Raw genomic sequence first — 23582 nt, forward strand, 5'->3', positions numbered from 1 at the left:
TAATACAGCTAGAAAAGGCTGATGTTTAAGCGCTCTGGCAAGCCAGAGCGCTTTTTTCTTTCTGAATAAGAAAGTGGATGTAAATAAAATTACTATAGAATAACATATTATTGATATCCCAAATGTGCTTGCAATATTTTGTTCCACCTCTCCCATAACCGCGGCGCTTCGCCGCACCTTACAGGTAATTCTTCGAGCTTCCCCCACCCCACGCGCGCTTTGTTGCGCCCGCCCACTCATACGGAGTACTGTAGTTTAGGTGCCGCCGTCTTTCACTGTGGCAATTACTTTACGTGGCACAGCCTTTTATTCTAGCAAGCAACCAAAAAGCGCCCCTTCGCCTTAGCTTGGCACGGTGTACTTCCTGCGCGAATATATTTGTGCAGCGTACGAGTCTTCGAGTGAGCGAAACAAATCTACTGAGCGCAGGCCACAGGCTTAGCGGGGGCACGGGGTGGCAACCCCGTGTGTGTAGGGTTGTTAGGGAGCCGCACAAGGGCTCCCTGACCCTAGCGGAGCGGATGAATTAAAAAAACACAAGCGGCTGCGGCGCTTGCGCCGCAAGAAACATCTTTCTAATCCCTTCCATCCTCCCCCTTCCCCCCTAATTCCTAAATTTTAAAATATTTATTCCTTTCCTGGCATAGTAGGGTGCAACCCTACCCACCTCTCTCCCAACAAAATAGTAGTGAATTTACCCCATGCAAGTTGGGAGTTCCCCCTACATACCCATACATCCATCAGGGTTGTTAACCCCCAAAATAAGTCTACAGTTATTTCAAACGAGCTACCCAGGCCAGTGTGCCCCCTTCTTCATCCCATGCGCTATTGTCATTCGCCGGGGGCTGGGGTTTTCACCTCAGGTGGAATGTCATGGTACCTTTACAAAGGGCATGGCCCCCACATTACCCCAGGGCCACTGCTGGTTAGCCTAACCTCAGGAGTAAGCATATGTTTTGTAACCAGTGTGAGCAAACAGCAAAAGGTGTGGCCTGCACAACCATGGGCGTGTGCGGCAAAGAAAATGAAACAGCCGGCATTCAGGACATGATTGTGTACGCACTGCGCGGCCTTAGCCTTGTGGCTCTTGCCGGGCGCGAAAAAGGTATTATCGACCCTGCTACAGACCGTTTGGCAGTAAAAGCCCTGTTCGCTACCCTTACCAACGTGAACTTTGACAACGCGGCCCTGCATGCCATTTTGGCAGACGTTGTGGCAGCGCGGGTGGCCCTTGCCATGCGTGTGGGCTATGTAGCCACTACCGGGCCTGCTGCCTTTGTGGCCCCGGCTCAAGACGTTGCCCCCAATGCAGCAACCATAGGCACGGCTGCCCTTGCCAGCAATGCCGACATCAATTCCCTGATGCAGATTTTGCTGTATGGCCTGAAAGGCGTTGCTGCTTATGCAGACCATGCCGCCATTCTTGGGAAGGAAGACCCCGAGCTGTATGCCCAGGTATACCAGGGCCTTGCCGCCGGGTTTGACGGTGTGGAGCGCGGCCTGAACGACTGGGTAGGTGCTGTGCTTGCCTGCGGGCATGCCAACATTCGGGCCATGGAACTGTTGGACGGTGGCAACACCGGGTCTTTCGGCAACCCTGTTCCCACGGAAGTGGCCCTTGGCCCCGTGGCGGGCAAGGCCATTCTGGTGAGCGGGCACGACTTGAAAGATCTGCATGACTTGCTGGTGCAAACAGAAGGCACGGGCGTGCAGGTGTACACCCATGGTGAAATGCTGCCTGCCCATGGCTACCCCGAACTGAAAAAGTTCAGCCACCTTGCCGGGCATTATGGCACGGCATGGCAGAACCAGCATAAAGAATTCCCCCTGCTCCCCGGGGCTATTCTGTTCACTACAAACTGCATTCAGCGCCCGGCGGAAAGCTATGCCAAGAATGTGTTCACCACTGGCCTTGTGGGCTGGCCCGGCGTAACCCACGTGAAAAATGGCGAATTTGGGGCGGTTATTGCCCGCGCCAAGGAACTGCCTGGCTTTACCGAGGCAGACGTGGCCGCAGGCAACAAAAAGAAAGTGCTTACCGGGTTTGGGCATAACGCTGTGCTGGGCGTAGCAGATAAGGTTATTGAAGGCGTAAAGGCCGGGGCCATTCGTCACTTCTTCCTGGTGGGCGGGTGCGACGGCGCAAAGCCGGGGCGCAACTACTATACCGAGTTTGTGGAACAGGCCCCCAAAGATACCGTTATTCTGACCCTTGCTTGTGGCAAATTCCGCTTCTTTGATAAAGACTTGGGGACCATTGGTGGCATTCCCCGCCTGCTGGATGTGGGCCAGTGCAACGACGCTTACAGCGCCGTAAAAATTGCCCTTGCTCTGGCAGACGCTTTCAAGTGCGGGGTAAATGACCTGCCCTTGACCCTGGTGCTTTCCTGGTATGAGCAAAAGGCCGTGGCCATTCTGCTTTCCCTGTTCGCATTAGGGGTGAAGAACATTCACCTTGGCCCAAGCCTGCCAGCCTTTATTACCCCCAACGTGTTGCAGGTGCTGGTGGATACCTTTGCCATTAAGCCGGTGACCACGGCGGAGGCGGACCTGAAAGCCATCTTAGGCTAGTATTCTCCAGCCTTTTTCTGAAAACAAAACAAGCCCTTTTTGCGGAAAGGGCAGGGCGTATGTCCTGCCTTCTCTGCAAAAAGGGCTTTTGTATTGCTCTGGGAACACTTGAATACGTTATTTTTGTATCAAATCAGCCCGGATTTTGAGGATAACTTTGAATAATGGCCCACACTCCCCCACGGCGCAGCACGGCGTATGCTGTTGCCAGGGCAGAAACACCACATACTGCCCCGGCCCAAGGTCCAGGATGTTGGCGGTGGGGTCTTGGGGGTAAAAGGCCACGTCTGCCGTTGCCAGGGTGTCTTTTGTGGGGGCCGTTGCCGGGGGGCAGGGTTGCACTACAAAGCGTTCTTTTCCTTCCACCACATAATGAATATCAATGTACTGCCCGTGCAGTTCCGGTTCTTTTTCTACCATGGGCACGGTGGTGCCCCTGTACACCACGCCGAAAATGGCTTCCCCATCAATGGGGTACTTGCCGTCTGCCAGGGCATGCAGGTTGGTATGCAAAAACTGCATGGCCGTGTGCAGGGCTGCGGGGTACATGTGCTTTTCTTGTTCCCAGCGGGTAAGGTAGCCGTAGATCATGGTGCCTCCTTGCTCTATGTGCAGGTGTAACAGTGGTAAGGCAGTCTTGGGTTCGTAATATGTAACGCTATGGCTTGCCCCAGGCAGGCCAACACTGTGTCTGCAACCAGGGGGATTGCACGGCTGCGTAGTGGAGGAACAAGGGCAGGCCGCTTACGGTGCAGGCATGTTGGGTAACTTTCTGTATTGTCTGTACATCTTCTTGTGAAGCACCCTGTTCCGCTGCGGTATTTACCAGTGCTGTGGCAAACAGGTGCAAGGCGTGCTGCCATGCCTGCAACAGGCTGGCTTCCGCCTGAACATGGGCAGGCGTGCTGTACACAGAATCCCCCATCAGGGGGTAGCCCCCGCCTGCCATGTGGGCACGAATTTGGTGCCGTGCTCCACGGGCAATGGTAATGTGAACAAGGCTTATGCAGGGTAGGGTACTGGCGGGTAAGGCAGTGCTGGCCGCTTCTTGCCACAGGGTATTCAGGGCAGGGTGGGCCAGCAGTGCTGCCAAGCGGGCAAACAGGGGGGCGCAAGGGCTGCCAAAATGGGCAGCTTCGGCGGTAATAATGCTGTGCAGCAGTGTTCCTGCGTCCAATGCCCCCATGGGGGTACAAAGGGTGTGCCGGGTGGCATCGGGGCTGGGGGTTGCAAGCAGCTTGGTTATTTTGCGGTTGGCCGTATCTAAGGCTGCGGTGGCGTGCCATGGGCTTGGGGGTAGGCCATGTACAAGGGCTGCATAGGTTTTTTGCACTTTTCCTTGGGCTTCTGCCTCGCGAAAGGCCTGTTCGCGTGCGGTACCGTTCACTGCCAGCACAATGCCTGCGGTGGGGCCGTCTAGCCGGGTAACCAAGCGGGGCGTGGCGGCAGGGGCTGGGCTGGGGCACAGGCTGGGCCATAACGTGGGCAGCATGGCTTCCAGGCTCAGGGCATTGCCACCAGCCACGTGGGCTGTGTGCAGGCCGTGGGGTTTATACAGGGCAAACCAGCCATCCTGTGCTTCCAGCAGGCAGGGCAGGGCCGGGTTGTTGGGTTCCGGTCTGGGGCCTGGCTGTGGTGCCGGGGGTGTGCCACTAGCAGGCTCAGCCACGTATTGCGGGGCAGGGGCTGGTAAAGGTTCTATGCTGTGTTCTTGCACGGTTATGCGTACTATTTCGCCTGTTTGCAAGGCAAAGCCGGGCTTGCGTGGCTTATTGTTTACACACACCAGGCACCATTCCCACAGCCGCCGCCGGGCACGCACCCCAAGCCCCGGCAAAATGAGCGCCAAAAAAGCATCAAGGCGCATGCCGTGTTCATTGGGGGAAACAGCCTGCTCCAGGGGGAAATGAGGAAAATTATGGTCATGGGGTGGTTGTGTGTGCATGGCTCTAATTAGCCTGTATTGTGCCCCAAGCCAAGGGAAAAGACGCATGGTTGTAGCGGCCTTTTCATGGGGAACCACTTTACAGAGCTTTGCCATGGGTGGTAATAAACAGGCCACGCCCTGCAAGGGTGTATTAGGGAAACGCTGATTTATTCCGTTTGGCTGCGTTGCTACACTTTTTTTGAAACAGTCGAGGATGGAAGAATTGACTCCTGCTTCAAAAAAAGCTCGCGCCTTGCCAAACGAAATAACTGCGCGTTTCCAAATGCCATTTAATCAGCGTTTCCCATGCACCTGTAACTTTTTTGAGGCTCCCCCCCATGCCCGCATCTTCCCTTTCCAGTGTTGGAATTTTGCTGCTTGCCGCTGGCAAAGGCACCCGCATGCATTCTGAAAAGCCAAAAGTGTTGCAACCACTTTTAGAAACGCCCATGCTGGCGTTTGTGTTGCACGCCGCCCATGCCGTGTGCGGGCAGGCAGTGTGGACTGTTATTGGGCACCGGGCAGACATGGTGGAGGCGGCCTTTCCTGCCGAAGCTGCACATTTTATAGAACAAAAAGAGCAGCTTGGCACAGGGCATGCCTTGCAAACGGCATGGCCTGCACTGCGCAAGGCCGGGCTTTCCCACGTGGTGGTGGTGAATGGCGACACCCCTCTTGTGCAGGCAGAAACCTTGCGTGCCTTCACCCAGGCCAGCCTGGAAAACAAGGCCGACGTTGCCTTTATTTCCCTTACCCTGGAAGACCCTGCCGGGTTTGGCCGCGTGGTGCGCCACAATGGTCGGGTAAGCGCCATTGTGGAAGCCAAAGATTATGACGTTGCCGTGCATGGGCCTGAACCGCGTGAAATTAATGCAGGCGTGTATTGCCTGCGCATGGATGCTGTGGAGCCATTGCTGGCACAACTGAATTCTGCCAATAAAAGCGGTGAATATTATATTACCGACCTTGTGGGCCATGGCGTTGCTGCCGGGCTTGTAGTGGAAGGGGTGAACCTTGGCAGCGACCCTGCCCTGCTTGGGGTGAACAGCCCGGTTGAACTGGTTCGTTCTGAAGAATTGCTGCGCCAGTCCATTGTGGCTGGGCACCTGGCCCGTGGTGTGTTTGTGCGCCAGGGGGAAAGTGTGCGCATTGCCCCTGGGGTATGCCTTGCCCCCGGCACCTGCATTACCGGCCCGTGCGAACTGTATGGGGAAACCAGCCTTGCCGCCGGAACCGTGGTAGAGTCGCACTGCGTGTTGCGCAATGCCACCGTGGCAGAAGGGGTTGTTATTCGTTCTTACACCCATGTGGAAGACGCCACCATTGGGCCCAGGGCCACGGTGGGGCCTTATGGCAGGTTGCGCCCTGGTGCTGTGCTGGAAGAAGGCGTGCACGTGGGCAACTTTGTGGAAGTGAAAAAATCTCTTGTGCGCAAGGGGGCCAAAGTGAACCACTTAACCTATATTGGTGACGCTGATGTAGGTGCAGGGGTAAACGTGGGGGCAGGCACCATTACCTGCAATTACGATGGCCAGAACAAGCATAGAACAGTAATTGGAGCCGGGGCTTTTATTGGTTCCAACACAAGTCTTGTGGCTCCGGTAACCATTGGTGCGGGCGCACTTGTGGGGGCTGGTTCGGTTATTACCAAGGAAGTGCCGGAAGGAGCCATGGCCATTGCCCGTGGCAAGCAAGTGAACGTACCCAGAAAAAAGTAAGATTGCATTGGTAGGGTACAGGATAAGAGCCTTGCTCTATTGGATATTCTGTATGGGGATATACCCCCTTGCTTATGGGAATAACTCTTGCTTTCATGCAAGAATAGGATTACAAAACACACATGGAATTGCTCAAGCAACTTGAAGAGAGGGTTCTGTCACTTCTTGAAGTGGTGGATGCCTTACAAACAGAAAATGACACCCTGCGCTCCAGCCAGGCTGAAGCACTTACTGTATTGGCAGAAGAAAATGCTGCCCTGGCAGAGGAACTTGCCCTTGAACGGCAACGTAATGCGGAGGCACTGGAGCGAGTTGAAAGTATTATCCAACGCATCAAGGAGCACGCAGAGCGCGCCTGAACCCATGCAAAGCCATAATCTTACTGTTTTTGGACTTGAACTTTCATTTAAGGCCCAAACAGACCCGGACCATCTCAAGCGGGCTTGCCTTTTGCTGGAAGAACGCTTTTCCAGGCTTTCACAGGCAGGCGGGCATTTAAGCAAAGAGAAACTTCTGGCATATCTTGCCCTTGCGCTGGCGGCAGACCTGCTGCATTTGCAAGATGAGAAGCAAGAGGCTTCACGGCGTATAGAAGAGCTTTTGGTCAAAATAGAAGGAAACGCTGAGTAAGTTATTTTAAGAAAAACCCTGGGGTGCAGGTGCATGGCAGCAGCCGCTGGCCTCACAAGCATATCATTAGGGGTTCGTGGAGGGACTGGTGTGCATGCCTGCCCAAACGGTAGGAAGCCTGAAAGGTCCTCATAAGAATCCCGCCCTGGACATACTCTGGTCCTGTGGAATGCAGCCACACGGCGCTGCCGGGGTTTTTCTGAAAAAAGCCGTTTTGTGCGCCCCCCTTTATTTAGGCTAGCCTTGCTTCTGCCAGTTGCTACGTGTAGTTACCTGTGCCATGAAGCAAGGCTTTTTTTGTGTGTTTGGCCGCGTAATCCAAGGCGGCTGCTGATTGTTAAATTTTTTGGTCAGGCGCATGTTGTGTAATACTGCGCTTGGCCCGAGCACATTTCCTTTGAAAAATATTTTTCAAAGGTTTGTTGGCTGCTACAGGTAACAGCGCACTACTATGCGTTCATGCCGTGGCAGAAGGTCAATGCTTATGTGGGCAGCTCCTGGCTGCCTGCATTTTATTCTCTTTGCCTGAACACGGCCTTGTGCATAGAGCAATTAACTAATCAAATGAGTAAATTGCTCTGTTAAGGATTTTACCGAAAAATCCTTACCACGACAATTCCGCAGGAAAGCGGAATTGGGCGGGGGAACAACGTACCCCCGCCGCACGGCGAGCCACAGGATGTGGCAAGTCAAATAGGCGTAGGTGAGCCTTGCTCGCCGTTAACCGACTATTTTAAGTGGTAAATGCGTTAGGCCAAGCATGTGGCATGTGCCGCTGTGGGTGTTCTGGCAAGTGCTGCCTTGTACCATGCCGGGTTTTTTCCGGACAAGCAGCACATTATTACCGTTTGCCGTACATGATTTTTGTGTTTGGCTGGGCGGTTTATATAATCTAGATACCGGGAACTTCCCGTTTTTGATGAGGTTTACATGTTACCCGAACATATGATGTTTATCGGGCTTGCGGCAGTTGCCGGGGCTGTGGTGGGTTTTGTCGGGCCGCGTGTGCTTGGGTCACGCCGCGTTACAGAGGCAAATGAACTGGCTAAACGCATTGTGGAAGAAGCCAGGAAAGAAGCGGTTGCCCAGAAAAAAGAAATAGTGCTGCAAGGAAAAGATGAAGTGCTTGAGGCCAAAAAGGCCATGGAGCAAGAGCTGAAAGAACGCGAGCGCGAACTGAAGGCCAAAGATAAAAAACTGGAAGAAAACAGCGAAAAACTGGAGCAGAAGCTGGAAAATGCCCGCCAGAAGGAGCTGGACTTTTTGCGGGTGGAAAAGGAATTTTCCCGCCGTGAAAAGAACCTGGAAGACCTGGAAGTGCAACTGCAATTGCGCTTGGATGAACAGGAAGTGCGCTTGCAGGAAGTTTCCGGCCTGACAGCGGAAGAAGCCAAAGAACGTCTGTTTGCCGAAGTGGAAGCCAGAACCCGGCATGAAGCCGCCCGCACCATGCGCGTTATTGAGGCAGAAGCCAAAGAAACGGCAGACAGAAAGGCTAAGGAAATTCTGGCCTCTGCCATTCAGCGCTATGCAGGCGATTATGTTGCTGAACAAACAGTGACCACTGTTTCCTTGCCCAGTGAAGATATGAAGGGCCGTATTATTGGGCGTGAAGGGCGCAACATTCGTGCCCTTGAAGCTGCTACCGGGGTAGACCTGATTATTGACGATACCCCGGAAACCGTCATCCTTTCCGCATACAGCCCCTTGCGCCGCCAGGTGGCCAAAATGGCCCTGGAGCGCCTTATTCAGGACGGCCGCATTCACCCTGCCCGCATTGAAGACGTTGTGGCCAAGGTGGAGCAGGAAATTGAAGTGCATGTGCGTGAAGTGGGTGAACAGGCCACCTTTGATGTGGGTGTGCATGGCATTCATCCAGACATCGTACGCCTTTTGGGCCAATTGAAATTCCGTACCAGTTTTTCCCAAAACGTATTGCAGCACTCCCTTGAAGTGGCCTCCTTGTGTGGCATGATGGCGGCAGAGCTGAACCTGGATGTGAAAAAAGCCAAACGGGCCGGGTTACTGCACGACATTGGCAAGGCCCTGGACCACGACATTGAAGGTTCCCATGCCACCATTGGGGCGGATGTGGCCAAAAAATATGGCGAAAGCAAAGACATTATACATGCCATTGCCGCCCACCATGAAGACATTCCCCCAAAAACGGCCCTTGCCGTGCTGGTGCAGGCGGCAGACAGCCTTTCCGGCGCCCGCCCAGGTGCCCGTAAGGAACTGCTTGAAAACTACGTGAAGCGCCTGGAAGATTTGGAAAACATTGCCACTTCATTTGAGGGCGTTTCCAAGGCCTTTGCCATTCAGGCTGGGCGTGAAGTGCGGGTTATGGTCAATTCCGATGAAGTGAGCGACGACGTAACCTACTTGCTCAGCAAAGGTATTGCCGAAAAGATTGAACGTAACCTTACATACCCTGGCCAGATTCGTGTAACCGTAATACGTGAACGCCGCGCCGTGGAGTATGCCAAGTAGGCATAACGCATCATGAACAGTTCCTTTACCCCCGTCCAGTTTGTGAAAATGGTACCAGGGGGCAACCCCACAATTCTTGTGCACGGTACTTTGCCAGGCGCGGCCCAATGGCCCCGCCTGGCTGCTCGTTTATTGCACCCCATGCATATTCAGGCAGAGCAGGCCGGGGCAGTGCAGCTTCCTTCAGGGGGTGGGCTTGCCCACCTGCACATGATGGGCGGGGAATTCTGCGTGAATGCCACCCGTGCCGCGGCCTTTTGGCTGGCACGGCAGGGAATTTTTATGCCGTGCGGGCCAAGGGCCGTGCTGGGCAGCATGACGGTTTCCGGGGCCATTGCTCCGGTAACGGTGGTGGTAGCCTGCACTGTGGCCGAGCTTTGCACCATTATGCAGCAATATGAAGCCGGGGAACTGCCTTGCCAGCCGGGCCAGCAGGCAGCGGCAGGCGGAACAACTGCGGGTGGAGCCGGGGCAACGGCCAGCCCTGTATTCAACCCTGTTGCTCAACCCCAATTTGGTGTGCAGGGGGCGGCTGCGGCCCGCCTTACCTTGCACGAGGCTGACTGGCGCATGGAACCCCTGGGCGAAGGAGCCATTGTGGTGCATTTACCGGGCATAAGCCATGTGCTGCTAGACGCTGCTGTGCATGCAGTGCCGGAAGTGCCTGCCAGGCACACAGCCGGGTGGCGCAAGCGGGCAGGGCTTGAACATTGTGCAGCCTCCGGCGTTATTTGGTACATGCCGCACGAGAAGGGCCATGCCATTGTGCCGGTGGTGTATGTGCGCGATACCGCTACAGAACATGCCGAAACGGCGTGCGGTTCAGGCTCACTTGCTCTTGGCCTTGTGTTGCAGCACTTGGGAGCAGGGCAACAAGGCGCAGCCATGGCTATTGCCCAGCCCAGCGGGGAAGCGTTGATTGTGCAGCTTTTTGATGCTGCGCAGGAGGAGGCGGGAATTGGAGTAGATGTTTCCGGCTCTTGCTGCCATGCCTATGTGGCGGGCTCGGTGCAGCTTGTGGCGGAGGGGATGGCGTATTGCGGATAGAATTGAAGCGGCTTACGCCGCTTTTTTTTTGTCCAAACCTTGGCGGGTATCTTGGCCATGGCTAATGGCAGAGGCGGGATATGGCAATATTTCCGCCGCGTTTACTACACTGCCAGCAGGGTATGGGCCAGTAGCAGTGCGTGCATGTCTTCCAGTGGCATTTGCGCAGGGCTTATGAATTCGATTTGCGGGAGGAAAAGGGGAGTGGCCTGTGGGCATTCTGCCACTAGGGCCAGTTCCTGCCCTATTGCGGCAGAAGAAACGCTGGATGTAAGCCCCGGCAGGGGTACTTCTTTCGGGGTGGCTTCCAGGTAAAAATGCAGGGGAGCATGGGCTTCTTCTACCCCTGTCAGCCGTGGTGAATACACCATGAGCGGGGCTGGGGCCTGCCAGGGTTCCCCGTGCAGGTGCACAGGCGGTTCGTGCAGCAAAGAGCCAAGGGGTCCAACCCCTTTGAGCAGGGGGTCAATATCGTCTTCAAAAGGCATTGCACCAGAACTTGGCGCAGAATCGTGCGTTCAGTTACCTATGGGTATGTCTGCCCACTCCAAGGCATGTACAATGTCTGCACCTGAAGCTGTTTCTCCATCTTGAAGAATAAGGGTGGGGAATTTGTTGTTGGGAGGATTTAAAAAATTAGTTATGGTAATGCGCGAGCTGTCGTTAAATTCCACAATTATAGCAGTATCTTGTACATCCCATGTGGTTTCACACGATTTTTCGTTGAGGAAAACATCCGTATCCGGCGGCAAGGCAAAGTGCAGCTCGTTTCCCCTGCCCAATGGGGCCAGCAGAATAGCCTGATGCCCCAACAGGCTGAATACCTGTGGCGCTTGGGGGAATGGCCCCATGATGCCAGGGGCGTGGGTTGAGGCGTCTGCTGTGGCTGCTTCCCCGGCCGGGTGCGGTTGCTGGTGTTGCAGGCTGGTAGCGGGTGCTGCATTGCCCATACTGATTTCCTCTGAGTGTGGTAGGGGATTGCGGAAAAACTGAGCGTTTCCCTAAGTAGCGCTGGCGATAAGAGTCCCTGTACTCTCCACCCCATACCCGCCCAGAGCAAACACGGCCTGTTTGAAGGCCTCGGAACGGATTACTTCCAGCAGGGCTACAATGCGGGCATCTTCCCGGAAACGGGCTGGAATGGCAATGTCGTATTCTTCCACACCCACAGGAATAAAGTCAAGCCCAAGGGCGTTGGCTGCGGCGCGCACCCCAAGGCCTGTGCTGGCCCTGCCGGAAAGCACGGCCGCCGCCACGTTCATGTGGGTATATTCTTCATCTTCATAGCCCGTAATGTGGGCAGGCTTCATGCCCAGTTCCGCCATGCGCCAGTCCAGCAACACGCGGGTGCCGCTGCCGCGCTGGCGGTTAATAAAGGTAATGCCTTCTTTGGCAAGGCAGGCAATGCTGGTAATGCCTTGTGGGTTGCCGCGGGGTACAATCAGCCCCTGTTCCCTGTCCACCAGGCGAATAAGGTCCAGGGCCATGCCGGGCAGGTATTCGGCTATGGCAGCTTGGTTGTACTTGCCTGTGGCTGGGTCAAGCAGGTGGGTGCCTGCCAGGTGGCAGCGTCCTTCCTTCAAGGCCATAAGCCCCCCCATGGAGCCTACATGCGCGGAAGCCAAAGAAAACAGGGGAAATTGCTTGCGCAAAAAGCTGTCTAAAAGGTCCAGGGCGTTGTCGTGGCTGCCAATGGCAAGCAGGGCCCCGGCAATGTGCTGGCGTGAACGAATGAGGCTGACGTTGCAAGGAGCTTGAGCGGGAACGCCTTCGCTCTCTTTAGCAATGCGCAAAAAGCCGTCTGCCCGTGAAAGGGTGGTAACTGTGCCTGCCCCCCGCGGCAAGGGAACAGCCACCAGGGTGTCGTCCACTTGCCCAAGGGTGACACGCACAAACTCTTCCATGCCTGGGCGCGAAGGAATGGCCTGAAAGGGGTGGGCAATGGCGGTGGGGCGGCTGGCACAGGTCCTGCCCTGCCAGCGGGCCAGCAGGGTTTGCCCCAATTCTTCAAAAGCAATAATGGCGGAAACAGGGTACCCCGGCAGGCCAATGATAGGCTTGCCCCCAACCCGCCCAAGGGCGGTGGGTTTGCCGGGCATAATGGTAATGCCATGTACCCACAATTCCCCAGCTTCCTGAATGACCTGGGCTGTATAGTCGCGGCTGCCAGCGGAAGACCCGGCGTTCATCACTATGAGGTCTGCCCCGCTTTGGGCGGCTTTTTCTATGGCAGCCCGAATGGCAGCAGGGTCGTCTGGCACAATGGGGAATACCTCACATTGGCCGCCTGCGTCTTCCACCATGGCACTTATGACAAGGCTGTTAAATTCGGGTAACACTTTGCCAGAAGCCAGCAATTCCGGGGTAATGTCTGCCAGGGGTTTTATTTCAGAGCCGCTGGGAATGAACACCACTTTGGGCTTGGCAAATACCACGGGCAGGGTAACCCCGGCTGCGGCAAGGGCGCCCAGTTCATAGGGGCCAATAATAACCCCTGGCGCAATGAGGGTTTCTGTAGCCACCATGTCTTCCCCCAATTTGCGCACATGTTGCCAGGGGAAGGTGGCTTTTTCAATGACCACAGCCTGTCCTTTGGGCACACTGGGGTCATATTCTGCGGCGTCGGCAAGGTGTTCCACCATTATCACGGCGTCCGTGCCCTTGGGCAGGGGGTGGCCTGTGTTTATCCAGTGGGCTTGGGTGCCAAGGGTGAGGGTTTTTGGGCTGTGTTCCGATGCCCCAAACGTGTCTTCGGCCTTCACAGCCACACCGTCCATGGCCGCCCCATGAAACGCCGGGGAAGAAACACAGGCCGTGGCAGGCTGGGCCAGGGTGCGGCCACGGGCTTGTTGCAGGGGTACCGTTTCATGGCGCAAAGGGCCGCCAGTGGCAGGGCACAAGGTGGAAAGCCACAGGGCTTTTGCTTCTTCAAGGCTGGTGAGCGTTAAATAGGTATTGCGCGACATGTGTATTTCCTTGTGTTGGAGAAACGCTGATTTATTCCGTTTGGCGGTGTTACTTCGCTTTTTTTGAAACAGTCGAGGACGGAAGAGTCTACTCCTGTTTCAAAAAAAGCGAGTGCCTTGCCAAACGAAATAACTGAGCGTTTCCCCTGTGCTATTTAATTAGCGTTTCCCTAGGGTAAAAGCCAAACCGGGACCACCTGCCCCGCACGAAGGCCTTCTTCCGACTCATGGCACACCACCAGGGCATCGGCCTGCACCAGGGTGGTAATAAGGCCAGATTTGCCGCGAATGGGGCGTGCCTGCATCAGCCCGCCCGGTTCAGCGGGTGGGGAAAGGGCTACCCGAATGTAGTCGCGCCGCCCCTGGGCAGAAGGTACCGGGCGCGTAAGGGTAGCCTGCATGGTGTGCAGGGCAAAATGGTCTTGCATGGCAAGGCCTTGCATGGTGTGTAACAATGGGCGAATAAACACGTGGGCGCACACCAGGGCGCTGGCGGCATGGCCGGGCAGGCCCCACAGGGCTTTGTTGCCTGCGCGGTACACAATTAGGGGTTTGCCGGGGCTAATGGCAACGCCATGGGCAAACAGGGTTGCGCCGGGCAGGCTTTGCAGCACGGCCAGGGTGTGGTCGCGCTGGCCTGCGGAAGAACCGCCGGAAAGCAGCAACACGTCAGCCCAGGCAAAGGCTTCTGCCACCCGCTGTTCCAGCAGGGCGGGGTTGTCGCCCACCAGGCCAAAACGGCGTACTTCTGCCCCGCAGCCCAGGGCCAGGGCGCTTAGGGTGGCACTGTTCACGTTGCGTACCTGACCGGGCCGGGGCGTTTCGCTTACGGGAATCACTTCATCCCCGGTGGAAATAATGGCTACCTTGGGGCGGCTGTACACAGCCACTTCTTCCTGCCCCAGGGCTGCCAAAAGCCCAAGCTCCTGCGAGCGCAATTTGCGCCCGGCAGGCAATAACAAAGCGCCCTTGGTGGCATCTTCCGTGGGGGTAATCACATTTTCCCCCGGTGCCACCGGGCGTGTCAGCTCAATAAGGCCGCTACCCGGCTCCCGCGCATATTCCAGCATCACCACAGCATCTGCCCCGGCAGGCAGCATTCCTCCCGTCCAGATGCGGGCCGTTTGCCCAGGTTCCAGGCTAATGGCGGGGGTTTCCCCCATGGGGCATTCCCCCATGTACTGGAGCAGGGCGGGCAACCCTTCTGATGCGCCAAACACGTCTTTGGCACGCACCGCAAAACCGTCCATGGTGGAACGGGTAAAGCCGGGCAAATCTTCCGGGGCATGAAATGGTTCTGCCAGCACGCGGGAAAAGGCCTCATGCAGGGGCACGCGCTGGGCAGGTAAAGGGGCATACTCGGCAATATGGGCAAGAACGTCGTCTACGGGAGTAAGGGTAAGAAAGTGCGCCATAACGTCACGTATAGTGCCCCGGAAGGAACGCGGGCCTGCGGGGCTGGTAGGGCGCGCGGTATGCCACATGGCAAAAAAAACTTGTGTAAGAACGATACTGTCAGGCTTCGTTGCCCGGTGCTGTTCCGGCAAACGCAAAAAAACGGCATGGCCTAGCGGAGCCCATGCACATGGCCTCAGTGATGTCAATTATGGCATAAGAGGGAAAAGCAGGCAAGAGAAAGGAGTATATATATTGCAAGAGAAGCTATACAAAAAGCAGTTCTATTTCAGGTAGACCGAGGTCCAGGTGCATAAGAATATCGGGTGAAGGCAGGGAAGGGTGTAGAGGCAGCAGGGCCCGCAGGGTAAGCATGGCTTGCAGGGCAGCCGTAACCTGCGGGGTGGGGGCAGGGGTACCCAGGGTGGCTTCTGCCCCGTGGGCAGGGGCTGTTTTACTTGGTGGGTACAGGCGGCTGAAGGTGTTGTCTGTTGCCGGGCAGAGCAGGGCAAATCCTTCCCACCCGGCAATGGTGCCATGCACAAAAGGTACGTTGTGGGCCACAGCAGCGGCAGCGGCGTACTGCCGTGCGGGGATGGAGTCTAAGCAATCCACCAGGGCGTGGGTGCCGTGCAGCAGGGCAGGCAGTGTTTCCGGGGTGGCGGCAATGGGGTGGCATTCTGTTGCCACGTGGGAAGCAACAAGGGCCAGCTCTGCCTTGGCAGCCTCTGCCTTGTTCAGGCCAATGCGGTCTTCACGGCACAGGGCCTGGCGGTTGAGATTGGTTTCCTCAAATGTGTCAGGGTCACAAAAACGCAGTGCCCCCACACCAAGGCGGGCAAGCAGCAGTAATACATAGCCCCCAAGCCCACCGCACCCCAGCACCGTTACCCTGCTGCGCAGCAGGGTGGCTTGGTCCAGGGGGGAAAGTACCCCGCGGTTACGCAGAAAACGCAGGGGCCACAGGCCTGCTTCCAGGCAGCGGGCCATGGCTTCTGCCGGGGGGCAGGCAAAAAAGGCCGAAACCGCAGCCACCCCCCCAAGGGAAATGGCGTTGCTAGCGACATTCGGGAATGTTGGCGGGAGTAGCGGGGTGATTGCTGGCGGGCCAGTTGGGGAAGCACTGTTTTGTGCGGGGGGGCAGGGCACAAGGTGGGGGTGCACAAGGCGCAGCAATTCTTGCGGCAGGGGGCTTGGCACAGCCCCAGGGCTGGGAAGTGGTGCGGGGCCTGGCATGGCTCAACCGCCGCCTACCGGGGGGAAAAAGGCAATTTGGTCGTTGGGGCGAATGGTGGCATCCAGGCTGGCTTGCCTGCCGTTAATCATAACAAGTTTTATGTCTTGCAGGGGAAGGCCAAGGCGCAGGGCCACCTGGGTGGCGGTGGCTGGTTCTTCCAGGGGCAGGGTAATGCCTGCCACAGGGTTATAGCCGGGCACGCTTTGGCGCAGGGTAGTGCTGAGTTTGATGTGTATAGACATGGGGGCCTCGAAGGTATGAGGGCATTACAGGCCGTGGTTGCCAGCGGGCCGCGAATTTTGGCAGGTAAATGCTGTGCGTTATGTACGCCAGTGTTTTTGTAAAAAGGCCGGGCGGTTTTTTTCCGCTTCCAGCATGGTCTGCTGCAAGGTGTGTTCCGTTGCCAGGAACCATTGAAGCAGTTCCTTTGCTTCCGGGGTGAGCACTTTTGTGCGGCGCTTGTTGTTGGGGTCGTCCATTAGCAGGGGCACCTTCAGTGCTTCTTCCACATCTTTAATGCGGCCCCAAGCCCAGCGGTAGCTCATGCCCACCTGCTGGGCGGCTTTACGCAATGAGCCAAGTTCATCCACGGCTTGAAGCAGTTCAACACGGCCTGGGCCAAAAATGTATTTTTCTTCATGCTGTATGAACAGCTTTAAAAACATATGCATAGCAGATTACCTTGTGGGTGCGTCGCCTGTAGTACCCAATGGCGTGCCACATGACGGCGATGAATGAAGAGAGGTTTATGCCACATAATACATATAACAAACCAGAAAAACCACCTGTTGTAAAGCGGGATTATGGATTTAAGTAAAAAATATCAAAAATTCAGATAGTTGCGTTATTTTAGGATTGCGCACTCTGTTGTGCAAAAGGGCTTACTCAGGGGAAATCGCAACCCGAAAGCCGAAGTCTGTGTTGCGGTAACCAAGGGAGTAGTTCATCCTGCTGGCAGAGCGGCAATACTTGATGTGGCTGCGCCAGCCGCCACCGCGCCGAACGTGTTCAGTGCCGGTATCCGGGCCTTTGGGGTCGGAATTAGGACTAGTGCGGTAATAGGTTTCCCCGTACCAGTCGTGCACCCATTCCCACACATTGCCATACATGTCGTACAGGCCCCAGGCATTGGGCAGTTTTTCTCCCACCGGGTGTGTTGAGCCTGAGGCATAGTCTTCACCAAACCAGGCATACTGGTTCAAGGCAGCTGCGTAGTCGCCAAATGAATAGGTGGCGTCCGAACCTGCCCTGGATGCGTATTCCCATTCTGCCTCAGTGGGAAGGCGGTAACGGTTGTGCCCTTCTTTGACATTGAGGAGGTTAATGAATTCATAGGCGTCTTCCCAGGAAACTTGTTCCACAGGGTTGCTACGGCCTTTAAATTTGCTGGGGTTTTTCCCCATAATGGCAACCCACTGGGCTTGGGTAACTTCATATTTTCCCAAGTAAAACGCTTTGGTTAACGTTACAGGGTGGCGTGGTGTTTCAAGGTCGCTGGCGTCTTCAAAATTTTTATCTGCACCCATTGTGAAGTGCCCTGCGGGGATAAGTACAAATTCCATACCAATACTGTTGGTAAAAGTACTTTCCGCTGCCAGGACTGTGCTGGAAAAAGGCAGGCCCAGGCAAAGCAAGCACAGGCATAACAAATGAGTGCTGCGTCTCATAGAGTTCTCCTACAATACAGGGAATAATTCCAGTTGGGTGACAACAGTGTGCCCTAAACAGCGAGTACCAGAGTACGTTCTGGTTTTTCATCACGTTTCCCCTGTGTGCAGACTGGCATACCTGGTAATGACTTTCAAGTTTTTATTGTGATTTTCCAGGCGGGGGGCACTCGTTCAGCTTCTCCTATGTCTGTTGCAGTAAACACATACGCCATGAATAAAAAGAATCCACTTCCTTTGTACCATGAGTAAATTATGTGCCTTTTGTAAACAAGTGGAGTTCATTTGTTTGGGCATGAAGCTGATTCATGGCAGCAACACAGCGTTTCCCTAAAAACACAAAACCCCCTTACGGGGGTTTTGTCAGGGTGGTGGTTCACGTCAGGCCAAGCGGCCCAACGCAGTTACCACTTGAGGGTTGTTTGCAGTTCTTCAGGGGTAATGCCAAAGGTGATGTTGTGTGGGGGCAGTGGCTCGTCGTTGAAGAAGTCGGGCAGGCGGTCGTGCGCTTCTGTAATGCCCGCTGCACGGTTGAAGGCAATTTCTGTTTCCAGAATATTTTTGCCAAGTGCGCCTACATCGTCCAGGCCAAGGCTCAGGCCATACTTGGCGTTGAGCATGTCCACAATGGCCACCAGTGCTTCAGGCTTGTCCAGCACGGCAAAGGCAACAAACAGGCACAGGCCTGTGGCGTCAATAGCTGCGGTAGCAATTTGCAGCTCGCGGGAAAGGGCAATTTGGCCTTCAGGCTTCAACGGGTCTACTGTGCCGCCAATGCTCAGAATGTTGGCAGTAACAGAGTAGCCTGCGGTGTGGTCTGCGCCCATGGGGCTGGTGGCGTAAGTAACGCCAATGCCTTTCACTGTGCGGGGGTCGTACGCTGGCATGCTTTGCCCTTTTACGGTGGGCACGCGGCGCACGCCAAACACTTTGCCAGTTACTTCTGTGCCGCAACCAATAACGCGGCCAAGTGGGGTGCCTTCACCCACCTGGGCTACCAGCTTCAAGGCACCTTCAGCGTCGCCAAAGGGCAGCACGCCAGCTTCCATGGCAACAGCCAAAGCAGCACCAACGTCAATGGTGTCAATGCCTATGTCGTCGCACAGTTTGTCAAAGTGGGCTACTGCGTCTATGTCGCTAATGCCACAGTTGGCACCAAAAGACCACAGGGTTTCATATTCTGGCCATTTGCCGATAAGTTTACCGTCTTTGCCGGGGTACAGGCCGCTGCACCGAATAATACAGCCACTCATGCAGCCGTGGGCAACAACGCCTTCGCCGCCGCGTTCCTGGGTTAACTGGTTCAAGCGTTCGCCGGAAATGCCTTCATGCCCGGCAAAGCGACCATTGCTGAAGTTGTTGGTGGGCAGGCCACCTGCTTCATGCAGAATGTTCACCAGCACAGCGGTGCCGTAGTTTGCCAGGCCTTCCCCGGTCACGGGGTGGCTGGTAAGGGCCTGGGCAAAGCGCTTGGCAGCTTCTTTAAAGGCCGTTTCATCATGCAGTTCGTGGTTTGTGCAGCCTTCAGGGTTCACAATAATGGCTTTAAGCCCTTTGGAACCCATAACAGCGCCTACGCCGCCGCGGCCTGCATGGCGGGCCGGGCGCAGTTCCCTGTCTGTAAAGGCAATGGTGGCAGCCGTAACTTTATATTCGCCAGCTTTCCCAATGGTAATGTAGCTGCATTTGTCGCCATAGGTTTTTATGAGGCCAGCTACTGTGTCGTAGTTGTTATTTCCGGCAAGGGTGCAGGGCACAAGGCGGGCAGTGTCTTTGCCAAGTTCCAGTTGCAGCCATTCCCCTTTGGGTGCCATGCCTTCAACTACAATGGCGGCAATGCCCAGTTTGGCAAGGTGCCCACCGGGTTGCCCGCCGGAGTTGGATTCTTTGATGCCGCCAGTGAGGGGGCTTTTGCAGCCAACGGAAATGCGGTTGGAGTTGGCACAAATGGTTGCGCCAAGCAGGCCAGGGGCGAATACCAGCTTGTTGTGGGGGCCAAGGGCTGTGCAGGTGGGGGGCACTTCTTTGCCAACAATGGCAGAAGTAAGGCCGCGCCCGCCCATGCCAACGTATGCAGCAGGGATTTTTTCAAAGGTGCACTGCCGGGTGGTCATATTAACACGCAGTAACTTGGACATGGTTTTCTCCTTTAAGGAAAAAATGAAAGGGGCAAACAAAAAGGGGTATCAGAAATATTTGTTTTGTGAACTTATTTTGCTATTTCAAAGTAGTATGCCATGCCCACAGGCTTGGTATGCTGGTGCAAGGGAAGAACGGATGTTTGATAGACACGAGTATCATAGCGTTCTGTCCCATTTGTGTCAATTAAACGGCAATAATTTCAGGATACTATGTCTGCTTGGACATAATGAGAAAAGCCGTGCGCAGGGGGTTGGGCGGGCAGGATGTATGCTTTTTCGCATAAAATTATAGCGCAGAAAGACGTATTCTATGCAAGACCGCGCCAAAATGGTGTGTTGGGTGTTTTTTGCATCATTTTGGAATGGTAGGCCCCCCCAGCAATTGTTGTGGGAATTTGTAATTATGCGGGGGCAACCGTAAGGCGCACCAATGCCTCTTTGGGCATGGCCTGCCAGGTGGGCAGGAAGCTGGCAAGGGGGCCATTTGCTTGGGCGCCGGGTGTGCCCGTTTCGCCAGTGCTGCCTGTAAAGGTACAGTGTGCGCGCGATTCCGGGGAAACGTATTGTTCTAATTGGGCCGGGGTAACATACACCCCCTGGGCCAGAAAGTGGGGGGCCAGCATGGGCATGCTCAGGCTGAACAGGGCAAGGGTAATGTAGCTGTGTTCTTTCACTGCTTCATGGGTTTTATCCAGGTGGGTTATGCCGGGGCGCAGGCCTGCCAGGGGGCTGCCAAGGCGCATGGCAAGCCCTGCTGCGCCAGGCAGGCCGGCGGCAAGGGCAATGCGGCACCCTTCATGGGCAAAGGCGGTTTCCAGGTTGTCCACAGGTTTGCCGTCCAGAAAGAACACGGTGATGCGTTGCAGCACTTCTGCGGGCACGGCAAGGTCGTGGGCAAACAGGGTGTGCAGGCAAATGCCTGTGCGGCAGGGAAGCAGCACGCCAGATTGCAAGATGAGGTTGAGGCTTGGGGTTGGGGCGGTGAGGTGCAACTGGGCGGCGCTGGTGAAGGCGGGTGTGGACACGTGCATGGTAGTTTCCTTTCCAAAACGCTCGTTATTCAGTGCTTTTATGAAGAAACACTGTGCGTTGCCTGTGGCAAGAAGTGGAGACATGCCTTGTAATACTATAAAAAAGGGGCGTGCTCTCACCCTTGGTAAGCATGCCCTTTGATAGTACACAGTGTTTTTCACCAAAGCAAGGAGTGCCCCTTGCTGGGGAGCTGGTTGAGTACTTCTATACTTTGTTCTTGGCCCGCAAGGCCTGCCCGTTTTTCAGGGTGACCGTTTCATCGCACAGGGTGGCTATCAGGTCTGGGTCGTGGGAAGTGATGATAAGCGTGAGCCCGCGTTGGTGGCACAACTCGCGCATAAGGGCCACAAGGTCTGCCCGTGCGTCGTAGTCCACATTGGCGGTGGGTTCATCAAACAGAATGACCTCTGCCCCGGCAGCCATGGCCCTGGCAATGCTGGCCCGCTGCGCTTCCCCACCGGAAAGGTGCTGGGCAGGGCTTTGGGCCAGGTGGGCAATGCCCACGGCCTGCATAAGGGCTTCAGCTTTTTGCTGGCGCACCCCTTTTCCCATTTTTTTCAGGCGCATGGGGTATTCAACATTATATTGCAGGGTGCCGCTGAACATCACAGGCCATTGGGGCACCCACACCACTTTGGCCCGTAGTCGGGCCATGTTATGGGCTGTAACTTCCTGCCCCTGGAATACAATGCGCCCCTGGGTGGGTGCTTCCAGAAAGGCCAGGCGTTTAAGCAAGGTTGTTTTTCCAGAGCCATTAGGCCCCAGCAGGCCATAAATGCGCCCAGCTTCCAGGGTGAGGGATGCAATGGTGAGTACGGTGCGTTGCCCGTAGCACTGCACAAGGTGTTCAATGTGAAAAAGCGGAGTCATGCAGTTTGCTCCATGCGGCGCTGGAACATGTGGAGAATGGCGTTAAGCAGAAAGCTGGTGAGCAGCAGCACAAGGCCCAGGGCCAGGGCCAGGGCAAATTCGCCTTTGTCGTATTCCAGGGCCATGGCGGTTGTCATGGTGCGGGTAAAGCCTTTAATGTTGCCCCCCAGCATCATGCTTACCCCCACTTCGGCAATGCCACGCCCAAAGGCGGCGCACAGGGCAGCCATAAGGGCAAAACGCGCTTCACGCATAACAGCCACGCGGGCCTGCCATTCCGTTGCCCCAAGGGTTAAGGCGGCATAGCGATATTTTGTGTCCAGCCGGTTCACAGCGGCAAGGCATAGCATGGTGACCAGGGGCAAAATGAGTACCGTTTGCCCAAGGGTAATGGCCGTAGGCGTGTACAGCAACCCCAGGCTGCCAAGGGGCCCCTGGCTCCCAATGAGGATGTATAAAAACAGACCTACCACCACAGTGGGCAGGGCTTGCAGGGAGTTAAGCACTAAAATAACGCCTTGCCTGCCCCGAAAGCGTGCCTGGCTTAAGGAAAGGGCCAGGGGAATGCCCATAATGCACGCTGCCACGCAGGCAAACAGGGTGCAACGCAGGGAAAGGAAAATAATTCCCCACACATGGCTTTCCCCCTGCACCAGCATGAGCAGGGCAGAAGCAAGGCTATCAAGCAGCAACGAATCCATAGGTATTGCTCGGCAGGGTTATGTATTGCGCCGTTTAAAAGGGTGCCCTGTATGGCAGGCTCAATACAGGGCAGTAAACTAATCCCTTTTCTGCCACAAGGCAAGAACGGGAAGGGGTGTGCTATTTTTTGGGCATTGCGTCGGGGAAAAACAGTTGCTTGCCTTGCAGGGTGTATGCTGCAATGTGTTCTTGCCCGGCCTCGGAAACAAGCCATTGTGCGAACTTTTCCGCAGCATTAAACTGCACATGGGGGAATTTTTTGGGGTTCACGGGAATAACCCCGTAAGGGTTCAGCAGCGGGCCATCGTTTTCCGCTAAAATTTCCAAGGTAGTGGGAGGATTTTTGCCAAATCTTTGCTGCACAAAGGTGCCCCTGTCTGCCAGGGTATAGGCCTTTTTTTCTTCCGCCATCATCAGGGTTTTGCCCATGCCTTGCCCAATGCTCATATACCATTCACCCTTGGGGGCTTCAAAAATTACTTGGGCAGGCTTGCCGCCCTTCATGATATTTTGGGTGGTTTTTTCTAGGGGCACACCAGCTTCTTTCCACAGGGCCAGTTCTTTGGCATGGGTGCCGCTGTCGTCGCCGCGGGAAATAAAGGGAGCTTTTTTACTGGCAATGGCTTTTAAGGCATCGTCAATCTTTTTCAGGTTCTTCACACCAGCCGGGTCGCTGGCAGGGCCAACCAGCACAAAGTCGTTGTGCATTACTGCATAGCGCTTGGTGCCATACCCTTCTTCCACAAACTTCACTTCCCTGGCCGTGTCGTGCACAAACACCACATCCACGTTGCCGTCCATGCCATCACGCAGGGCTGCTCCTGTGCCTTTGGCAATAACCTGCACGGTAATACCCGTATCTGCGGTGAATTTGGGCAACAGGTAGTCCAGCAGGCCGGAATCTTGCGTGCTGGTGGTGGTGGACATTTTAATGGTTTCCCCTGCAATGGCCGGCGTGGCAGCCGCACAGCCCAAGGCAAGGCAACAAAGCGAAAAGACACTCAAAATGTGTTTCATCATGGCAGACTCCTTACATAAATTGTTCCTCTTAGAGAACACAAAATAATTATTTTGTCAAACTTGACATATATTAATAAATTCTTACCTTATACGTAAACAACAGGAGAGTGTGCAATGGTACTTTACAAAATAGAAGAAAGGGGTATGCTTTCCATGTTTTCCGCTTTTA

The 23582-nt window shown here is 55.4% G+C and carries 21 protein-coding genes and 1 other RNA gene; 7 read left to right on the top strand and 15 right to left on the bottom strand.

Going from position 1 to position 23582, the window contains the following annotated elements:
* Nucleotides 1–951: 951 nt before the first annotated feature.
* Entirely contained in the window at nucleotides 952–2571 is a 1620-nt protein-coding gene (gene hcp / locus G497_RS0112580) for a hydroxylamine reductase (RefSeq protein ID WP_027188397.1), read from the top strand.
* Between the two features lie 117 nt (nucleotides 2572–2688).
* Here the strand turns inward: hcp and G497_RS19345 are convergent, their stop codons facing one another.
* Nucleotides 2689–3162: a NanQ anomerase/TabA/YiaL family protein gene (locus G497_RS19345; protein WP_051258113.1), complete on the bottom strand. Its 474-nt coding sequence runs from the start codon at nucleotides 3160–3162 to the stop codon at nucleotides 2689–2691.
* A gap of 67 nt (nucleotides 3163–3229) precedes the next feature.
* Nucleotides 3230–4516, bottom strand: a complete 1287-nt coding sequence (locus tag G497_RS0112595; protein ID WP_027188398.1) for a pseudouridine synthase — start codon at nucleotides 4514–4516, stop codon at nucleotides 3230–3232.
* A gap of 320 nt (nucleotides 4517–4836) precedes the next feature.
* On the opposite strand from G497_RS0112595, the gene glmU reads away from it, so the two are divergent.
* From glmU to G497_RS19350, 6 genes are all read left to right on the top strand, one after another.
* Nucleotides 4837–6216: a bifunctional UDP-N-acetylglucosamine diphosphorylase/glucosamine-1-phosphate N-acetyltransferase GlmU gene (glmU, locus tag G497_RS0112600; protein WP_027188399.1), complete on the top strand. Its 1380-nt coding sequence runs from the start codon at nucleotides 4837–4839 to the stop codon at nucleotides 6214–6216.
* 122 nt (nucleotides 6217–6338) lie between these two features.
* Nucleotides 6339–6575, top strand: a complete 237-nt coding sequence (locus G497_RS0112605) for a cell division protein ZapB (RefSeq protein WP_027188400.1) — start codon at nucleotides 6339–6341, stop codon at nucleotides 6573–6575.
* The gene (gene zapA / locus G497_RS0112610; protein ID WP_245576393.1) at nucleotides 6529–6846 is read left to right on the top strand and encodes a cell division protein ZapA; all 318 of its coding nucleotides are present in this window, start codon (nucleotides 6529–6531) and stop codon (nucleotides 6844–6846) included. The genes G497_RS0112605 and zapA overlap by 47 nt, the downstream gene beginning before the upstream one ends.
* 12 nt (nucleotides 6847–6858) lie before the next feature.
* Nucleotides 6859–7045: non-coding RNA, 6S RNA (gene ssrS / locus G497_RS19960), on the top strand.
* Nucleotides 7046–7776: 731 nt separating this feature from the next.
* Complete coding sequence (gene rny / locus G497_RS0112620) at nucleotides 7777–9336, top strand: ribonuclease Y (protein ID WP_027188402.1); 1560 nt, start codon at nucleotides 7777–7779, stop codon at nucleotides 9334–9336.
* A gap of 12 nt (nucleotides 9337–9348) precedes the next feature.
* Nucleotides 9349–10383, top strand: a complete 1035-nt coding sequence (locus tag G497_RS19350) for a histidine racemase CntK family protein (RefSeq protein ID WP_027188403.1) — start codon at nucleotides 9349–9351, stop codon at nucleotides 10381–10383.
* 104 nt (nucleotides 10384–10487) lie between these two features.
* Here the strand turns inward: G497_RS19350 and G497_RS0112630 are convergent, their stop codons facing one another.
* From G497_RS0112630 to G497_RS0112695, 13 genes are all read right to left on the bottom strand, one after another.
* A complete protein-coding gene (locus G497_RS0112630; protein WP_027188404.1) occupies nucleotides 10488–10871 on the bottom strand; it encodes a hypothetical protein in 384 nt (127 codons plus the stop codon).
* A 30-nt stretch (nucleotides 10872–10901) separates the two neighbouring features.
* The gene (locus G497_RS0112635; protein ID WP_027188405.1) at nucleotides 10902–11333 is read right to left on the bottom strand and encodes a hypothetical protein; all 432 of its coding nucleotides are present in this window, start codon (nucleotides 11331–11333) and stop codon (nucleotides 10902–10904) included.
* 51 nt (nucleotides 11334–11384) lie between these two features.
* Complete coding sequence (locus tag G497_RS0112640) at nucleotides 11385–13349, bottom strand: molybdopterin biosynthesis protein (RefSeq protein WP_027188406.1); 1965 nt, start codon at nucleotides 13347–13349, stop codon at nucleotides 11385–11387.
* A gap of 170 nt (nucleotides 13350–13519) precedes the next feature.
* On the bottom strand, nucleotides 13520–14764 hold the full coding sequence (locus tag G497_RS0112645) for a molybdopterin molybdotransferase MoeA (RefSeq protein ID WP_027188407.1): 1245 nt from the start codon (nucleotides 14762–14764) through the stop codon (nucleotides 13520–13522).
* 247 nt (nucleotides 14765–15011) lie between these two features.
* On the bottom strand, nucleotides 15012–15980 hold the full coding sequence (locus G497_RS19355) for a HesA/MoeB/ThiF family protein (protein WP_051258114.1): 969 nt from the start codon (nucleotides 15978–15980) through the stop codon (nucleotides 15012–15014).
* 3 nt (nucleotides 15981–15983) lie between these two features.
* On the bottom strand, nucleotides 15984–16223 hold the full coding sequence (locus G497_RS0112655) for a MoaD/ThiS family protein (RefSeq protein WP_027188408.1): 240 nt from the start codon (nucleotides 16221–16223) through the stop codon (nucleotides 15984–15986).
* Nucleotides 16224–16301: 78 nt separating this feature from the next.
* On the bottom strand, nucleotides 16302–16652 hold the full coding sequence (locus G497_RS18195; RefSeq protein WP_051258115.1) for a winged helix-turn-helix domain-containing protein: 351 nt from the start codon (nucleotides 16650–16652) through the stop codon (nucleotides 16302–16304).
* 210 nt (nucleotides 16653–16862) lie between these two features.
* Complete coding sequence (locus G497_RS0112665) at nucleotides 16863–17648, bottom strand: formylglycine-generating enzyme family protein (protein WP_027188409.1); 786 nt, start codon at nucleotides 17646–17648, stop codon at nucleotides 16863–16865.
* 404 nt (nucleotides 17649–18052) lie between these two features.
* A complete protein-coding gene (locus G497_RS0112670; RefSeq protein WP_027188410.1) occupies nucleotides 18053–19786 on the bottom strand; it encodes an aldehyde ferredoxin oxidoreductase C-terminal domain-containing protein in 1734 nt (577 codons plus the stop codon).
* A gap of 404 nt (nucleotides 19787–20190) precedes the next feature.
* Entirely contained in the window at nucleotides 20191–20820 is a 630-nt protein-coding gene (locus G497_RS19360) for a hypothetical protein (protein ID WP_027188412.1), read from the bottom strand.
* Nucleotides 20821–21025: 205 nt separating this feature from the next.
* Nucleotides 21026–21691, bottom strand: a complete 666-nt coding sequence (locus tag G497_RS18205) for an ABC transporter ATP-binding protein (protein WP_034638024.1) — start codon at nucleotides 21689–21691, stop codon at nucleotides 21026–21028.
* The gene (locus G497_RS0112690) at nucleotides 21688–22392 is read right to left on the bottom strand and encodes an ABC transporter permease (protein WP_027188413.1); all 705 of its coding nucleotides are present in this window, start codon (nucleotides 22390–22392) and stop codon (nucleotides 21688–21690) included. Before G497_RS0112690 ends, G497_RS18205 begins: the two co-directional genes overlap by 4 nt.
* 121 nt (nucleotides 22393–22513) lie before the next feature.
* Entirely contained in the window at nucleotides 22514–23413 is a 900-nt protein-coding gene (locus G497_RS0112695) for an ABC transporter substrate-binding protein (protein ID WP_342663672.1), read from the bottom strand.
* Between the last annotated feature and the right edge of the window lie 169 nt (nucleotides 23414–23582).

The sequence above is a fragment of the Desulfovibrio cuneatus DSM 11391 genome, from assembly GCF_000430005.1.
GTDB lineage: Bacteria > Desulfobacterota > Desulfovibrionia > Desulfovibrionales > Desulfovibrionaceae > Frigididesulfovibrio > Frigididesulfovibrio cuneatus.

Excerpts from the sequence above, each read along its gene's own strand:
- hcp (WP_027188397.1), top strand. The coding sequence starts at position 952 with ATGTTTTGTAACCAGTGTGAGCAAACAGCAAAAGGTGTGGCCTGCACA.
- G497_RS19345 (WP_051258113.1), bottom strand. The coding sequence starts at position 3,162 with ATGATCTACGGCTACCTTACCCGCTGGGAACAAGAAAAGCACATGTAC.
- G497_RS0112595 (WP_027188398.1), bottom strand. The coding sequence starts at position 4,516 with ATGCACACACAACCACCCCATGACCATAATTTTCCTCATTTCCCCCTG.
- glmU (WP_027188399.1), top strand. The coding sequence starts at position 4,837 with ATGCCCGCATCTTCCCTTTCCAGTGTTGGAATTTTGCTGCTTGCCGCT.
- G497_RS0112605 (WP_027188400.1), top strand. The coding sequence starts at position 6,339 with ATGGAATTGCTCAAGCAACTTGAAGAGAGGGTTCTGTCACTTCTTGAA.
- rny (WP_027188402.1), top strand. The coding sequence starts at position 7,777 with ATGTTACCCGAACATATGATGTTTATCGGGCTTGCGGCAGTTGCCGGG.
- G497_RS19350 (WP_027188403.1), top strand. The coding sequence starts at position 9,349 with ATGAACAGTTCCTTTACCCCCGTCCAGTTTGTGAAAATGGTACCAGGG.
- G497_RS0112630 (WP_027188404.1), bottom strand. The coding sequence starts at position 10,871 with ATGCCTTTTGAAGACGATATTGACCCCCTGCTCAAAGGGGTTGGACCC.
- G497_RS0112635 (WP_027188405.1), bottom strand. The coding sequence starts at position 11,333 with ATGGGCAATGCAGCACCCGCTACCAGCCTGCAACACCAGCAACCGCAC.
- G497_RS0112640 (WP_027188406.1), bottom strand. The coding sequence starts at position 13,349 with ATGTCGCGCAATACCTATTTAACGCTCACCAGCCTTGAAGAAGCAAAA.
- G497_RS0112645 (WP_027188407.1), bottom strand. The coding sequence starts at position 14,764 with ATGGCGCACTTTCTTACCCTTACTCCCGTAGACGACGTTCTTGCCCAT.
- G497_RS19355 (WP_051258114.1), bottom strand. The coding sequence starts at position 15,980 with ATGCCAGGCCCCGCACCACTTCCCAGCCCTGGGGCTGTGCCAAGCCCC.
- G497_RS0112655 (WP_027188408.1), bottom strand. The coding sequence starts at position 16,223 with ATGTCTATACACATCAAACTCAGCACTACCCTGCGCCAAAGCGTGCCC.
- G497_RS18195 (WP_051258115.1), bottom strand. The coding sequence starts at position 16,652 with ATGCATATGTTTTTAAAGCTGTTCATACAGCATGAAGAAAAATACATT.
- G497_RS0112665 (WP_027188409.1), bottom strand. The coding sequence starts at position 17,648 with ATGAGACGCAGCACTCATTTGTTATGCCTGTGCTTGCTTTGCCTGGGC.
- G497_RS0112670 (WP_027188410.1), bottom strand. The coding sequence starts at position 19,786 with ATGTCCAAGTTACTGCGTGTTAATATGACCACCCGGCAGTGCACCTTT.
- G497_RS19360 (WP_027188412.1), bottom strand. The coding sequence starts at position 20,820 with ATGCACGTGTCCACACCCGCCTTCACCAGCGCCGCCCAGTTGCACCTC.
- G497_RS18205 (WP_034638024.1), bottom strand. The coding sequence starts at position 21,691 with ATGACTCCGCTTTTTCACATTGAACACCTTGTGCAGTGCTACGGGCAA.
- G497_RS0112690 (WP_027188413.1), bottom strand. The coding sequence starts at position 22,392 with ATGGATTCGTTGCTGCTTGATAGCCTTGCTTCTGCCCTGCTCATGCTG.
- G497_RS0112695 (WP_342663672.1), bottom strand. The coding sequence starts at position 23,413 with ATGATGAAACACATTTTGAGTGTCTTTTCGCTTTGTTGCCTTGCCTTG.